Below are 15,110 nucleotides of genomic sequence, written 5' to 3'. Positions count from 1 at the left end.
AAACGGGGCGCAACGGGTCTGTACTGATTTAACCGCATTGGATCGGCGCCCACAACCCCGCTGTTCAGGCCGGCAACGACGCTTCCGCGGGGGACAATGTCACCTGTGCGGGAAACTGCATGGTGATACAGTGCAGGCTGCCGTTCTGGCGAATCAACGGCAGGCAGTCGATCGGGATAATCTCACGCTGCGGAAAACAGGCCTGCAGCGCGCGGATCGCCGCCGCATCCTGTGGAATATTATACACCGGGAGCAGTACCGCGCCGTTGATGATCAGGAAATTGGCATAGCCCGCCGGCAGGCGGTCGCCCTGTTTGGATAAAATCGGCGGAATCGGTGGCAGTGCTATCAGCCGGTAAGGTTGCCCATCCCGTTGTCTGAAGGCGCGTAGTTCGGCGGCCATGGCCTCCAGCTCCGGATAGTCGGGATCTTCCGCGGTTGCCGTGGCGTAGAGGATGGTCGCCGGGTCGGCAAACCGGGCCAGGGTGTCGATATGGCCGTCGGTGTCGTCGCCGGAGAGATGACCATGCTCCAGCCACAGGAAGCGATCGAATCCCAGCTGCTGGGAGAGTATGGACTCCACCTGGTCTGCCGTCAGGTCGGGATTCCTGCTGCGGGTCAGGACCGAACTGCGGGTGGCCAGCAGCGTCCCCAGCCCATCGGTCTCCACGGCCCCCCCTTCGAGCACCAGGGGTACGCTGCGCTGTTCGGTTGCGGCGAATACCCCGGCACGGAACAGCTGCTGATTGATCCGGGTATCCAATTCGGCCGGATACTTTCCGCCCCAGCCGTTGAACTGGAAATCCAGCAACAAGGCACCTTTCTCGCCGATACAGGTCAATGGCGCGTGGTCCCTGGCCCAGCTGTCGTTGGAGGGGGCGATGGCGAAGTGCAACCGTTCGGGAGCAATTCCCGCTGCGGCAAGCTTCCCGCTGATGAGCTTATGATGTCGCTCGTTCTGGCAGACGATCAGCAGCCGCTGGAAGCGGGTGACCTGCCGGCTGATGGCGAGGTAGACCTGGTCAACCTCGGCAAGATGGTCGGCCCAATCGGTCTGCCGATGTGGCCAGGTCAACATGATCGCGGATTGGTTCGCCCACTCGGCAGGCAGGAGATACTCGGATGTCAAGGGTGTGTGGTCCCATTGGAGCGGCACCGGCGATTGGCCGGTGCCTGACAGATCAGCGGTGAACGACCGTGTTGATCACGTACTCGTTTTCAAAGTAGACGGTGAAATCGGCATAGACCCAGCGGGTAATCGGCGGCTCGCCGACCCAGGGCAGCTCTTTTTCGGGCTCCCCGAACCGGGCGCGAACCGCGTCCATGGTCTGTCCGGCGCGAGGACGCACCAAGCCCTCGCTGCTGTTGGCGGGAGCCTGCTCGATGGCATCGAGCAAGAGCACATCGGCTGATGCCAACGGGGTGACGGACGAGAGCGCAGCAACCAGCAACAGTGTTGAAATGGGTTTCATGATATTGGAACTCCTGTCCTCTTATTCTCTAAAGTAAAATATAGCATTTTGATCTAGTTCCCGAAACACAAAGGTGTTTTTTTATCCAGGGATGGATTTATGCCGCGGAAGCCTTGGATGGCTGGGAGCGGCTTTCGGAATATGGTTTAATGCGCGCCTATGTATAAGCCTCTCGAACTGTATATCGGATTGCGGTACACGCGTGCCAAGCGACGCAACCACTTCATCTCCTTCATCTCGCTGATCTCCATGCTGGGGATCATGCTGGGCGTGGTGGCGTTGATCGCGGTGCTCTCAGTTATGAATGGCTTTCACAAAGAAGTCCGTGAACGAATTCTCGGAATGACTTCTCACGCCACCATCTCCTCTTATCAGAACAATCTGACGGATTGGCAGCAGGCGATGGAGTTGTCCACCCGGCACCCCAACGTGGTTGGGCAGGCGCCCTTCATCGAGGCCCAGACCATGTTGACCAATGGGCAAAAGGTGAACGGGGCCATCCTGCGCGGGATTCTGCCGGAGTACGAACCGCGGGTCTCGGAAGTGGGCGAACATATGCTGACCGGGCGTCTCGATCAATTGGCTGCCGGCGGTTTTGATATCATCCTGGGCAAGGAGCTGGCCCTGCTGCTGGGGGTCGGGGTCGGCGACAAGGTGACGGTGGTCACACCGCAGATACGCATCACCCCCGCCGGCGCCATGCCGCGGCTGAAGCGCTTCACGGTCAGCGGTATCTTCGAGGTCGGCATGGGGGAGTATGACCGGGGACTGGCGCTGATCCACATGCAGGACGCCGCCAGACTGCTGAAGCTTGACGAAGGCGTCACTGGCGTCCGGCTCAAGCTCGACGACCTCTACCTGGCCCCCCAGGTCTCACGCGAGCTGGCGAAACAGCTACCGGGGGTCTACCGGGTCAGTGACTGGACCTTCCAGCATCGGAATTTCTTCAGCGCGTTGCGCACCGAGAAGCGCATGATGTCGCTGATCCTGTTCCTGATCGTCGCCGTGGCGGCCTTCAATATCGTGTCGACCCTGGTGATGGTGGTGACGGACAAGCAGAGCGACATCGCCATCCTGCGCACCCTGGGCATCTCGCCGCGTAGCATCATGGGCATCTTCATCATCCAGGGGGCCACCATCGGCTTTGTCGGGACCCTGCTGGGGATTGGCGGCGGCATCCTGCTGTCGCTGAATCTTGAATCGCTTGTTAAATCGGTCGAAGGGTTCTTTGATGTGAACTTTCTGGATCCCAATATCTACTACATCAGCACCCTGCCGTCCGATCTGCACTGGGATGATGTGGGCATGATCAGTATCAGCGCCTTCTTCATCACCCTGGTGGCCACTCTCTATCCCGCCTGGCGTGCCTCCCGTACCCAGCCGGCCGAGGCGTTGCGGTATGAGTGATCAGACCAGCGTGATCGAATGCCGGGATCTGACCCGGACCTTTGTCGATGGAAAACTAACCGTGAAGGTGCTGAACGGCATCACCCTGCGCATCGGCCGCGGTGAACGGGTCGCCATCGTCGGCAGTTCCGGCTCGGGCAAGAGTACGCTGCTGCACTGTCTGGGGGGACTGGACCGGGCCACCGGCGGGCAGATCCTGGTTGACGGTCAGGACTTGGAACGCATGAACGAGAAGGCGCGGGGCCTGCTGCGCAACCAGGCCCTGGGGTTTGTCTACCAGTTTCACCACCTGCTGCCGGAGTTCACCGCCCTGGAGAATGTCGCCATGCCGTTGATGATCGGCAATCATCCGGTGCCCGAAGCCCGGCGACGGGCGGAGCAGATGCTGTCACGGGTCGGCCTGGAGCACAGGCTGGACCATAAGCCGGCCGAGCTTTCCGGTGGCGAACGCCAACGGGCCGCGGTGGCCAGGGCACTGGTCAGCCACCCGCGCTGTGTACTGGCCGATGAGCCGACCGGAAACCTGGACCAGAAAACGGCAAGGCAGGTCTACGAACTGATGCTCGAGCTGAACCGGGATCTGCAGACCAGCTTTATCGTCGTGACCCACGACATCGCGCTGGCGGAAAGTATGGACCGGGTGCTGCACCTCTCCGATGGCGTGTTGAACGGCGAGCCCTAAGCGCCTATTTCTGACCCCGCCGGTTTTTCCAGTTCGAGATGATGTGCATGCGCCAGAGTCCGCGAATGGAGAGGTAGCCCAGGAGGGCGGCAATCAGTGCGCACACCAGGCTACCCAGGTAGAGCGGTAGCCAGATATTTCCCATGCTGTGGCTGAACCATGCCATGGTCGGTTCAAAGTGGCCGTTGGCCGCCGGAGTGCCCAGGATCCAGGTGCCGACCAGATAGGTGAAATAGAACATCGGCGGCATGGTGAGCGGATTGGTGACCCATACCAGGGCCAGCGAGATCGGCATATTGACCCGGGTCGGTATGGCGGTGGCTGCGGCGGCAATCATCTGGAAGGGTATGGGAATGAGGGCCCAGAATAGCCCGACGGCAAAGGCACCGGCGACAGAGCGGCGGTTCATGTGCCAGAGGTTCGGATCGTGGAGAAGCTGACCAAATACCTTGAGGTGCCGGTGATTTCGAATCGTCTCGCGATTCGGGGTAAATCGTTTGATCAGGTGTTTCGGCATACAACCTCTTCTCAACCATGCAATCCCCCTGTCAAGGGCAGAGTATTGAATCATGCCCACACCCTTTTGACCAGTATATGCACGATATGCACGGTAAATATCGATTGCCGGCGGGCGATTCAGACCGGGTGGTCAGCGACCTGAGGCCGGCGCGAGGAGCGGCCGGTTCAGCCGGCCCGCGCTTCCCGGTATGTGGGGGCAGATAGCGCTGGCGTTAAACGGCCATAAGACTTAATCTACTGCTTCGTTAAATATCTGACCCAGGGAAGGGAGATGATTTACACCACGGTCGCCTTTGTGTCCGGTGTTGTGCTGCTACAGTTCCAGTCGACACTGCCTCCGTTGTCCGCGTGGCCGCTGTTATTGCCGCTCTGTCTGTTTGCCTGGCGATACCGCGCCAATCCACTCATTCAGCTGCCCGCCACCCTGCTGTGTGGGTTCTTCTGGGCCGCCGTCATGGCCCATTCCGCACTGGATGCCGCGCTGCCGGAAGCCCTGGAAGGGGCCGATTTACTGGCCACCGGTGTCATCGAATCGCTTCCGGATGTAACCGCCGATCGAACTCGCTTCTGGTTTCAGGTCGAGCAACTCGCCGACGCGCAACAGACCTACCCCGTTCCCGGTCGGGTGCTGTTGAACTGGTATCGGCATGCCCCGGCGCTGTCGGCGGGTGACCGCTGGCAGTTCTCGGTGCGCCTGAAACGCCCCCACGGTCTGGCCAATCCCGGCGCGTTCGACTATGAAGCCAGCCTGTTCCAGAAGGGGATCCGGGCCACCGGCTACATCCGTGGCGGCCCTGTGAACCGCCGCCTGGGTAGCGTAGCTATCGGCTATCAGTTTGAGCGGATGCGCCAAGCCATCGCCGAACGCATCGACTCGGTGCTGCAGCCGGGAGAGCCGGCAGGTCTGGTGCGTGCCCTGATGATAGGCGATCGCAGCCGCATCTCGCCGGCGGAGTGGTCGGCATTTCGCAAGACCGGCACCAATCATCTGGTGGCGATATCCGGACTGCACATCGGCATCGTCTCCGGCATCGGTTTTTTTCTCGCCAGTGGGCTATGGCGGCGCTCCGCCAGGCTCTGCGGCCTGATGCCCGCCCCCCAGGCGGGCGCCGTTGCCGCCCTGATCAGCGGCTTCTGTTATGCCGGACTGGCGGGCTTCGCCATCCCCTGTGTCAGGGCACTGGTGATGTTGTCCGCGATGCTCGGCGGCGTACTCTGCCGCCGCCCCGTTCAACCGGAACGGAGTCTCTGTATGGCCTTGCTATCGATCGTGCTGCTGGATCCGATCTCGGTGATATCGCCCGGTTTCTGGCTCTCTTTCGGGGCGGTGGCGGTGATTCTGCTGGGCATCCTCGGCCGGCTCAGACTGAAGGCGGCACTCATGGCGGGGCTGTTCAGGGTGCAGTGGGTCGTAGCCCTGGGCCTTGCCCCGCTACTGCTTTTGCTGGGCTTTGAGCTGCCGATCGTCTCCCCCCTGGTGAATCTCATCGTGGTCCCACTCTTCTCACTGCTGCTGGTGCCGCTTACGCTGCTCTCGGTGACCACACTGATGCTGTGGCCGACCCTGGGGAGCATGCTGCTGGCCGCCACGGCCTGGTTGCTGGGACAGACGCAGGGGCTCCTGGCCCTGGTGGCGGAGTATAGCGAAACCATCACCCTGGCCGGCGTCCCTCCGCTGTGGATGCTGCTGGGCATGCTGTTGAGCATCCTGTTGCTGTTGCTGCCGGCAGGCATCCCTGGAAGGTGGCTGGGATTGCTGCTGATCTGGCCGCTGCTGTTCCACCGGCCTGCGTCACCTCCCCGGGGCGAGGTCTGGATGACCATGCTCGATGTGGGACAGGGGCTGGCCATCGTACTGCAGACCTCGCGGCACGTGCTGCTCTATGACGCAGGACCCCGGTTTCCATCGGGATTTGATACCGGGGCGGCGGTAGTGCTGCCCTACCTGAGGAGCCGGGGTGTGGAGAAAATCGACCGGATCATCGTCACCAATGGTGATATGGATCACCGTGGCGGGTTGGCATCCGTGCTGCAGGAGCTTCCCTCGGGAACGCTGTTGAGCGGTGAGCCGGAGCGTATTCCCAGCGGCAGACCGGTGCGCTGCGCGGCCGGTACGCACTGGACCTGGGACGGGGTACGCTTTGAGATACTGCACCCGGACGCCGCTTCACACTGGCGGGGCAATGATGCCTCCTGTGTGCTTGCCGTCGCCACGGCCGCCGGGCAGCTGTTGCTGACCGGGGATATCGAAGCGGCAGCAGAGGAGCGCTTGATTGCGCACCATGGGGAGCGCCTGGCGTCGACAGTGGTGACGGTGCCGCATCACGGCAGCGCCGGTTCTTCGAGCATGCGGTTCATCAACGCAACCGGCGCACGCTACGGCCTGATATCGGCCGGCTACCGCAACCGTTATGGATTCCCCAAGGCGGTGGTACGGCAACGCTGGCAGGCGAGGGGGGCGACTCTGCTGAATACCGCCGAAGCCGGTGCGATATCCCTGCGGTTCACGGCGGACGGCCGGATCGAAGGCCCCTTCAGTTATCGCAAGACCCACCGGCGTTACTGGATGTCGACACCCTTCTGACAACCGATCGGGATGGGAAATGCCTAACAGCTTTCGATCACGGCATGGAATACAGTATGATACTGCTCATTTGGTGGGGCGGGTTGCCCTGATCCGCACAAACCAACTCCAGAGGGACTAGATAAGGTGTTTGAACTGGTTAAGGCCGGTGGCATACTCATGCTGCCTATCATCGCATGCTCCATCGTCGCCCTGGCGATCATTATCGAGCGGCTCTGGGCGCTTCGATCCAGACGCGTCATACCGAACAACCTGGTGGCCCAGATCTGGCAGCTGCATAGCAAGGGGCAGCTCACCAACGCCCACGTGGTGACCGTCAAGGAGGGCTCCCCCCTGGGACGTATCCTGTCCGCCGGCCTGGCCAATCGCCAGCATTCCAGGATTGTGATGAAAGAGGCGATAGAGGAGGTGGGTCGTCAGGTGGTCCATGAGCTGGAGCGCTACCTGAACACCCTGGGCACCATCGCCTCCATCGCCCCCCTGCTGGGGCTGCTGGGTACGGTGATCGGCATGATCAAGGTATTCGCCGCCATCATGACCGCGGGTGTCGGCAATCCCACCGTGCTCGCCGGGGGCATCTCCGAGGCCCTGATCACCACGGCTGCCGGCCTCTCCGTGGCCATTCCCAGCCTGATGTTCCACCGCTACTTCGGCGGCAAGGTGGATCGGCTGGTGATCAAGATGGAGGAGCAGGCGCTGAAAATGGTCGAGGTGATGCAGGGCGAGCGTGAGCAGGAGTAAATCGAGGTGAATCTACGCCCCCATCGCAAGGAGTCACCCGAGCTGAACCTCACCCCGTTGATCGACGTGGTGTTCCTGCTGCTGATCTTCTTCATGGTCTCCACCACCTTCGACAAGGAGTCGCGGATCAAGGTGGAACTGCCGACGGCTGCCACCCAGGATGAGCAGGTGGAGGCGGAAAAGGTCCTGGCGATTACCGTCGATGCCAGCGGGCGCTTCTACGTGGACGAACGGGAGGTGGTGAACACCGAGGCCGACACCCTGAAGCGGGCCATCGAAAAGGCGGCCGGCATGCGTCGGGACCTGCCGGTGATCATCAAGGCGGATGCCCGTACCCCCTTTCAGTCGGTGTTCAAGGTGATGGATGTCACCAGTCAACTGGGCTTTGTCAACATGACCTTTCCCGGCAAGCAGCCGGTAGAGGGCAACTGACCGATCCGTGAAACGTCTGGATCACTACTGGTATAGCTACAATCCGGTTTCCGTAGCCCTGCTGCCGCTCTCCTGGCTGTTTAGCCTGGTCAGCCGGCTCCGGCGATGCGCCTATGCGGTCGGGCTGTTTACCACGAAAAAACTACCTGTCCCGGTCATTGTCGTGGGCAATATCAGCGTCGGCGGTACCGGCAAGACACCACTGGTAATCTGGCTGGCGCGACACCTGCAGGATCTGGGTTACAAGCCGGGTATCATCTCCCGGGGCTATGGTGGCAAGGCAACCGAGTGGCCGCTGCCGGTAGTGCCGCAAAGCGATCCCACCCAGGTGGGGGACGAGCCGGTGATGCTGGCCAGCCGAACCGGCTGCCCGTTGTGGGTGGGGCCCGACAGACCCGCAACAGCCCGGGCGCTGCTTGCCACGGCCGATTGCAACATCCTGATCTCCGATGACGGGCTGCAACACTACGCACTCCACCGCGACCTGGAGATCGTAGTGCTCGACGGCGCAAGGGGGCTGGGCAATGGGTTGTCTCTGCCGGCCGGTCCGTTGCGTGAGGGTGCTTCACGACTGGCCCAGGCGGACCTGGTAATCGCCAATGGGCCTTCGACACCTGGGCTGGAGACGTTTGGCCTGACAACACTGGCCGACTACCGGATGAATCTGGTACCGGGACAACTGATCAATCTGGCGGCCCCGTCCCTCGCGGTCGGGTTGGACTACTTTGAAGATCAGCCGGTACATGCCATGGCGGGCATAGGTAATCCGGAGCGTTTTTTCGACACCTTGCGTGCGGCGGGCCTGCGGCCGCGCACCCATCCGTTCCCCGATCACCACCGCTTCCGCGAGGCGGAGATAACCCCGGATGATGCCCTGCCGGTAATCATTACCGAGAAAGATGCGGTAAAATGCGCTCCATTCGCCCATCGGCGGCACTGGTACCTGGAAGTCAGTGCGCAACCGGATACGGGCTTCATACAACAGCTGGATCAGCGGATAAGTGAGATTGGAAATGGATAAAAAATTGCTTGATATCTTGGTGTGCCCCCTGTGCAAGAGCAAACTGACCTATAACAAGAAGGCGGCTGAGCTGATCTGCAAGGCGGACCGTCTGGCCTTCCCGATCCGTGACGGTATCCCGGTCATGCTGGAAGAGGAGGCGCGGAGCCTGCCGGCGGACGAGGAAGTCGAATAATCCATCCGTCGTCTCGCCTTTTCGGAGTCAGCATGAACTTTAAAGTAGTCATACCCGCCCGCTATGCCTCAACCCGGTTGCCGGGTAAACCGCTGCTCGAAATCGCCGGGAAACCGATGATTCAGCACGTGCACCAGCGTGCCGTCGAGAGTGGCGCCGAGCAGATAGTCGTGGCTACGGACGATCAGCGAATCGCTGCATGTGTCCGGGGGTTTGGCGGCGAGGTCTGCCTGACCGATTCGCGCCACCGCAGCGGCACCGATCGCATTGCCGAGGTGGTGAAACAGTTTGCCTGGACAGCGGATCAGATTGTGGTCAATCTTCAGGGGGATGAGCCGGACATGCCCGCCACGCTGCTGCACCAGGTGGCGCTCGATATGGAACGGCATGCGGATGCCGTGATGACCACACTCTCCGCCGATCTGAGTGACGGGGCGCAGCTGTTTGATCCGAATGTGGTCAAACTGGTAACCGACGCCAAAGGCTACGCCCTCTACTTCAGTCGCGCACCCATCCCCTGGAACCGGGATGAGTTTGCCAGCCAGGAGCGGTTACCGGCAACGCTCCAGGGGTATCGACGACATATCGGGCTATATGCCTACCGGGCCGGCTTTCTGGAACGCTATATACAATGGCCACCCGCTCCCCTGGAACTGCTCGAGTCGCTTGAGCAGCTTCGGGTGCTCTGGTATGGCGAACGGATACACGTCAGTGCCGCCGGCATGGTGCCGGGGCAGGGGGTGGATACGCCGCATGACCTGGAGCGGCTCAATCGGCAGTTCCGGCAGCAGCGATGATTCCAGTGCTAATGATGAGTAGTGCCTGAAGCGAGCTTATTGGCAAGCAGTTCCATGAGTTCATCGGAAAGGGTATCCGGGACCTTGCCGAACAACGGAATCAGGATGGTTTCCGGTCCTTTTCTGGAGGGTTCGCCAAACAGATTGGTCTGGATCACCGCCTTGTTGGATGGATCGGCAAGCACCAGGACCCCTTCATCCGCCAACACCTCATGGAGCACCCACTCCTTGCCGAGATGGTTGAAATGGCTGCCGATCAGTGAGCGGATACGCAGAATAAAATCCCGATCTTGCAAAGTAATCTCCAGGCTGTCGCGAAAATGCCGGGGAATACCGACCCTGTCAAAAGCATATAGGTACGGAACCGGCGAATTCAACCACACTAAAATCACGCATAAGCGTGACCTCGGACCCTAAGCCGGGAAAAATAAGCCGGATAGGAAGAGCAGGGACGTTATCAGCTAAAAATGACCATAGGAGGAGAGCAGATCGCCTTTCCTGCGGCCATGGTTCTTGCGTCGCTCATCTTGATCTTCGGCGCGATGGCTTTTTCTGCGTTCCGCCCGAAAGCGTCTTGATTTGGCAGCGCGACGATCGACAATTCCTTCATATACACAATGGCATTCGGGGGCGGTACAGCCAGGCAATGGCAGTTGTGGCGGTTGGTCGATCGGATACACCTGATCCATATGATTGATCGCTGTTTTACAGCCACAACGGGCAATCCGCAGCAGGATAAAACGATCGTAATGTCTGATCTTCGCCAATTCAGCCTTGCGCATTTCGTCGAGGCTCAACGGCCGGGGCTCTTCTTTGGAAAACCATTTCATGATATTTGCTTCCGGTCTGTACGCGATCCACTCCCTTCATTGATTATAGGCGATGTTTTACTAGGCGTTGGTAAAGATGCGCTAAACCCAATCCGCCCGGCATGCGGCTGTGCGACCCGACTTCACCGCACGTGATACGGCCTATAATCGTTTCCGGAACCGCACGCTGGGTATTTGTAATCAAGCGCCCGGAAAGGTACTATTTTCCACCTAGATATGATCTTTAAATAACAGTATATTTATTTGATAAATATGAAAAAAATATCAGTTCTATTCGTTTGCATGGGCAACATTTGCCGTTCACCCACCGCGCACGGTGTGTTTGAACGGATGGTTCGGGATGCCGGACTCGCCGCGTTGATCGAGGTCGACTCCGCCGGCACCCATGCCTATCACATAGGTAAATCGCCCGATCCCCGGTCCCAGGAAACCGCCCTCGGGCGCGGTATCGACCTGAGCGGACAACGTGCCCGCAAAGCGGCCAGGGAGGATTTCGAGCAGTTTGACTATGTGATTGCAATGGACAGGGATAACCTGGCTAACCTGCTGACGATCGCGCCGGATGCTCATAGAACGAAACTGCATCTATTACTCGATTTCGCCCCCGAGCTGGGAGTCCGGGAGGTACCCGACCCCTATTATGGCGGCAGCGGGGGATTCGATAGGGTTTTCGACCTGGTGACGGCCGCGGCGGAAGCCCTGTTGGTAACCATCAGAGAAGAGCATCACATCTGATCGGACGGAAACGGATACCGTTATTTCTTTCCAGGCCCTAAAGCGAAGAGGCGGCCAATGGGCCGCCTCCGTTTCAGTTGTTAACTCAGTGTGATGGCCCTGTTAGCCTTCCTTGTCCGACGCAGGCGGGTTATCCGCTTGGTTGCCGGAAACCGGGCTCTTTGCCGGGGCGGGGGCGTCCGTGGGTTTATCGGCCTCGGCCGGCGCGACCGGCTTGGATTCCGCTGCCGGTGTTTTGCCGGGCGGATTTGAAGATTCCGCCGTGCCGCTCGGCTTGGTCTCGACCTGACGCAGGGGTTGTGCTGCGGTGAGCGGAGATTTGGGCGCTTCCGAAGCCACGGGCGCCGGTCTTGCCGGGCGCTCCGCCACCGGTTTTGCCGGGGTTGCGGCCTCTGCTGGTGGTTTGACCGCATCCGCCTTGGTCTCGACCTGGCGCAGGGGTTGTGCTGTGGTGAGTGGAGACTTGGGCGCTTCCGAGACCACGGGCGAGACCACGGGCGCCGGTCTGGGCGGGGGCTCCGCCACCGGTTTTGCCGGGGTTGCGATCTCTACGGGTGGTTTGACCGCCTCCGGTTTGGTCTCGACCTGGCGCAGAGCGGGCTCCGGTGACTCGCGCTTCACTGGGGTGTCCGCTTTACCCTCACTCTTCTCCTTGGTTTTTGCCGCAGTTTTAGGTTCGGCCTTTGGTGCGGTCGGCCGATCCTCCGATTTGACCGGCGGCTTCTCCGCCGCGACTGTCGGGGTGGATTCGCTGCCCGCACTCTTGTCGGATGGTGCCGGTTTTTCTGCCGTCTCTGTCGTTGCCGCGGTGGAGGTGCTGCGCGCCTCGACGGCCGGCACCGGTTTCTCGACGGTGTCCGATCCTGCCTTGTCAGCATTCCGTGTGACGGCGGGGGTCTCCTGAACCCGCGCTTCGCCAGGCTCCGAAGCAGGCACCGCGCCTTCATTGCCCGAAATGGCTGAAACTTCCCTACCCGGCGCATCACTCCCGGCACCCGGTTGACTGGGTTGGCGGGAACGCAATGCTCTGCCTTGTTGGCGTGACTGAACCGTCGACGACTCACCGCGCTCTTTTTTCGTCACAGCCGCATTCTCCGCCGGCTCAGGCTTCGCTTCTTCGCCATTGTCGGTCGTTACGGCCGTTGTCGTCTCGTTATCACCCGGGCTTGCCTTGCGCCGCCGCCGGCCGCCGCGACGGCCGCGACGGGAACTGCGCTTCTGTTCCTCGCCCGCCACTGCCTGCTCGGTTGCCCGGTTCTCCTCTGCGGTGGTCACCTTTTGACTGGTGTCACGCTTCTCTCCGGCGGTTGCCACCTTTTGACCGGTCTCGCGCTTCTCCTCATCGCTTTCCGTGCGCTTGTCGGCCTGACTGCCGCCACTCTTGCGCTGAACAGGTTGTTGCTGGCGGCCCTCGTCCACCTTTTTCTTTCCAGGCGGCTTCGGTTTGCCGGGGCGGCCGGCACTCGACCGACGACCCTCTTCCTGGCTCTCCCGGGTACGCCTGTCCCGTGTTCTGGGCTCTTCCGCACGCTTTTCGCTAGGCCGTGTTCTCGGCTTGGGTTGTTGTTGCCCGCTGGTTTCGACCGCTTCGGTATCGTTGCCGATGATAGCCTTCCACAGCTTGCTGAAGAATCCTTTCTCACGCGGCAGTTCCGGCCGTACCTCCTGGATCGGTCGCTGCTGCGGGGTCGGTGCAGGGGAGGAGGGGATGACCCGTTTGACGGTCGGTTCTTCCGTTTTGGTCTCCTTGGGTCTCGCAAAGCCGGGAGTTCTATCCTCCGGTTCCATCATCATTTTGTAGCTGGCGGTCTCTTCGGCGCCTTCCAGTACATCCTGCTCACGAATGCGCTCGATTTCGTAATGTGGCGTGTCCAAATGGATATTTGGAATCAACACTACATTCACATCCTGGCGCTGCTCGATGTCGTGTATCGCCTCGCGCTTTTCGTTCAGCAGGAAGGTCGCCACATCCACGGGCAACTGGGCGTTGATCCGCAGGGTATTTTCCTTCATGGCGTGCTCTTCGATAATCCGCAGCACGGAAAGCGCCAGGGATTCGACCCCGCGGATAAAGCCATGCCCGTCGCAGCGGGGGCAGACATGCAGCATGGACTCACCCAGGGAGGGACGCAGCCGTTGACGCGAGAGTTCGAGCAGCCCGAAGCGCGAAATCCGCCCCAGCTGGACGCGGGCACGATCCTGTTTCATCGCCTCCTTGAGACGATTTTCAACCTCCCGCTGATTACGGGTGGGGGTCATGTCGATGAAATCGATGACAAACAGGCCGCCCATGTCACGCATTCTGAGCTGGCGGGCGATCTCGTCCGCCGCCTCCAGATTGGTGTTCAGTGCCGTCTCTTCGATATCGGCGCCCTTGGTGGAGCGGGCCGAGTTGATGTCGATGGAGGTCAGCGCCTCGGTGTGATCTATCACGATCGCCCCACCGGAGGGCAGACGCACCTCGCGCTGGAAGGCGGATTCGATCTGACTCTCAATCTGGTAACGACTGAACAGCGGTACTTCATCGGTGTAGTGGCGCAGTTTTCGGACATTATGCGGCATCACCTGTTCGATGAACTCGCACGCTTCCTTGTAGACCTCGGGGTGGTCAATCACGATCTCGCCAATATCCGCGCGCAAATGGTCACGGATGGAGCGGATGATGACATTGCTCTCCTGGTAGATCAGGAAGGGGGCGGATTTCTCTTTCGCCGAGGTTTCGATCGCTTCCCACAACTGCAGCAGATAATTGAGATCCCACTGCAGGTCTTCCTTGCTCTTGCCGATCCCGGCGGTACGCACGATCAGGCCGGCCCCATCCGGGATCTCCAGGCCGGACATGGCATCCCTTAACTCGTTTCGTTCCTGGCCCTCGATACGCCGGGAAATACCGCCGGCACGCGGATTATTCGGCATCAGCACCAGATAGCGGCCGGCGAGGGAGATGAAGGTGGTCAGGGCAGCGCCCTTGTTGCCACGCTCTTCCTTCTCGATCTGGACTACGACCTCCTGTCCCTCTTTGATCGCGTCCTTGATCTGTACGCGCCCGCCAGACTCTTTGGCGGCAGCGGTAAAGTAGTTTCGGGAGATCTCCTTGAGCGGCAGGAAGCCGTGGCGGTCCGAACCATACTCTACAAAGGCGGCTTCGAGACTCGGTTCTACGCGAGTGACTTTCCCTTTGTATATATTGGCTTTTTTCTGTTCTCTGCCGGCGGTTTCTATATCCAGGTTGTATAATTTCTGGCCATCCACGATGGCTACCCGCAACTCCTCAGGCTGAGTTGCGTTGATCAACATACGTTTCATATTGTGATATTCCCAGGGCGTGCTTTCTTCGTTCAGGAACCGGACAGGGTTGAATTTCACCTGGCATCACCGGGCCAATCCCAGTATCCAGATTCCTATCGAAAGCGAGAGCCACACGCGTGATTGGAAGAGGTGCTTGACCTGTTCAACACGCAGCAACTTTGAAGCACGCCGTTAATTATGTACATCGTGTGCATCTGCAATACGATGCGTTCTTTGTTATGCGTAGGGCAGGCAGTGGAGCTGCGGATCGATCTATCTCACCGGAGTGAGAGATCTGATCGCCCGGCAATAACAGAACGCCACCCGGTCGGGGGGACGTTCGGTGATCAGTTTGCTTATAGCGGCAACAGATAGCCCCATTAGCTAAATTCACCGCTGACGCGTGATTATATCCGTCTTAAGCAGG

The 15,110-nt window shown here is 60.2% G+C and carries 15 protein-coding genes; 9 read left to right on the top strand and 6 right to left on the bottom strand.

Annotated elements, in window-relative coordinates:
• Positions 1 to 64: 64 nt before the first annotated feature.
• On the bottom strand, positions 65 to 1,156 hold the full coding sequence (locus O9K64_RS07975) for an agmatine deiminase family protein (protein ID WP_335342254.1): 1,092 nt from the start codon (positions 1,154 to 1,156) through the stop codon (positions 65 to 67).
• A gap of 25 nt (positions 1,157 to 1,181) precedes the next feature.
• Positions 1,182 to 1,472: a hypothetical protein gene (locus O9K64_RS07970; RefSeq protein ID WP_275097547.1), complete on the bottom strand. Its 291-nt coding sequence runs from the start codon at positions 1,470 to 1,472 to the stop codon at positions 1,182 to 1,184.
• Positions 1,473 to 1,631: 159 nt separating this feature from the next.
• Between O9K64_RS07970 and O9K64_RS07965 the strand changes: the two genes are divergently transcribed.
• The gene (locus O9K64_RS07965; protein WP_275097546.1) at positions 1,632 to 2,879 is read left to right on the top strand and encodes a lipoprotein-releasing ABC transporter permease subunit; all 1,248 of its coding nucleotides are present in this window, start codon (positions 1,632 to 1,634) and stop codon (positions 2,877 to 2,879) included.
• Complete coding sequence (gene lolD / locus O9K64_RS07960; protein WP_275097545.1) at positions 2,872 to 3,561, top strand: lipoprotein-releasing ABC transporter ATP-binding protein LolD; 690 nt, start codon at positions 2,872 to 2,874, stop codon at positions 3,559 to 3,561. Before O9K64_RS07965 ends, lolD begins: the two co-directional genes overlap by 8 nt.
• Before the next feature lie 4 nt (positions 3,562 to 3,565).
• Here lolD and O9K64_RS07955 read toward each other — a convergent pair whose 3' ends face one another.
• The gene (locus O9K64_RS07955; protein WP_275097544.1) at positions 3,566 to 4,078 is read right to left on the bottom strand and encodes a DUF2062 domain-containing protein; all 513 of its coding nucleotides are present in this window, start codon (positions 4,076 to 4,078) and stop codon (positions 3,566 to 3,568) included.
• A gap of 273 nt (positions 4,079 to 4,351) precedes the next feature.
• Here O9K64_RS07955 and O9K64_RS07950 point away from each other — a divergent pair, with 273 nt between their 5' ends.
• From O9K64_RS07950 to kdsB, 6 genes are all read left to right on the top strand, one after another.
• Entirely contained in the window at positions 4,352 to 6,664 is a 2,313-nt protein-coding gene (locus O9K64_RS07950; protein ID WP_275097543.1) for a DNA internalization-related competence protein ComEC/Rec2, read from the top strand.
• 126 nt (positions 6,665 to 6,790) lie between these two features.
• A complete protein-coding gene (locus O9K64_RS07945) occupies positions 6,791 to 7,405 on the top strand; it encodes a MotA/TolQ/ExbB proton channel family protein (protein ID WP_260291684.1) in 615 nt (204 codons plus the stop codon).
• A gap of 6 nt (positions 7,406 to 7,411) precedes the next feature.
• A complete protein-coding gene (locus O9K64_RS07940; protein ID WP_275097542.1) occupies positions 7,412 to 7,837 on the top strand; it encodes an ExbD/TolR family protein in 426 nt (141 codons plus the stop codon).
• 7 nt (positions 7,838 to 7,844) lie between these two features.
• Positions 7,845 to 8,858: a tetraacyldisaccharide 4'-kinase gene (gene lpxK / locus O9K64_RS07935; RefSeq protein ID WP_275097541.1), complete on the top strand. Its 1,014-nt coding sequence runs from the start codon at positions 7,845 to 7,847 to the stop codon at positions 8,856 to 8,858.
• Entirely contained in the window at positions 8,851 to 9,033 is a 183-nt protein-coding gene (locus O9K64_RS07930; RefSeq protein WP_260291679.1) for a Trm112 family protein, read from the top strand. The genes lpxK and O9K64_RS07930 overlap by 8 nt, the downstream gene beginning before the upstream one ends.
• A 32-nt stretch (positions 9,034 to 9,065) precedes the next feature.
• Positions 9,066 to 9,830, top strand: a complete 765-nt coding sequence (gene kdsB, locus O9K64_RS07925; protein ID WP_275097540.1) for a 3-deoxy-manno-octulosonate cytidylyltransferase — start codon at positions 9,066 to 9,068, stop codon at positions 9,828 to 9,830.
• Between the two features lie 8 nt (positions 9,831 to 9,838).
• Here kdsB and O9K64_RS07920 read toward each other — a convergent pair whose 3' ends face one another.
• A complete protein-coding gene (locus O9K64_RS07920) occupies positions 9,839 to 10,126 on the bottom strand; it encodes a hypothetical protein (protein ID WP_275097539.1) in 288 nt (95 codons plus the stop codon).
• 165 nt (positions 10,127 to 10,291) lie between these two features.
• Positions 10,292 to 10,660, bottom strand: coding sequence for a hypothetical protein (locus tag O9K64_RS07915; protein ID WP_275097538.1), 369 nt, complete (start codon positions 10,658 to 10,660; stop codon positions 10,292 to 10,294).
• Positions 10,661 to 10,912: 252 nt separating this feature from the next.
• On the opposite strand from O9K64_RS07915, the gene O9K64_RS07910 reads away from it, so the two are divergent.
• The gene (locus O9K64_RS07910; RefSeq protein WP_275097537.1) at positions 10,913 to 11,395 is read left to right on the top strand and encodes a low molecular weight protein-tyrosine-phosphatase; all 483 of its coding nucleotides are present in this window, start codon (positions 10,913 to 10,915) and stop codon (positions 11,393 to 11,395) included.
• Positions 11,396 to 11,497: 102 nt separating this feature from the next.
• Here O9K64_RS07910 and rne read toward each other — a convergent pair whose 3' ends face one another.
• The gene (gene rne / locus O9K64_RS07905; protein ID WP_275097536.1) at positions 11,498 to 14,701 is read right to left on the bottom strand and encodes a ribonuclease E; all 3,204 of its coding nucleotides are present in this window, start codon (positions 14,699 to 14,701) and stop codon (positions 11,498 to 11,500) included.
• Between the last annotated feature and the right edge of the window lie 409 nt (positions 14,702 to 15,110).

It is taken from the genome of Sedimenticola hydrogenitrophicus (assembly GCF_029017505.1).
GTDB lineage: Bacteria > Pseudomonadota > Gammaproteobacteria > Chromatiales > Chromatiaceae > Sedimenticola > Sedimenticola hydrogenitrophicus_A.
The sequence above is the reverse complement of the archived record's forward strand: the minus strand, read 5'-3'. Positions and strand labels throughout refer to the sequence as shown.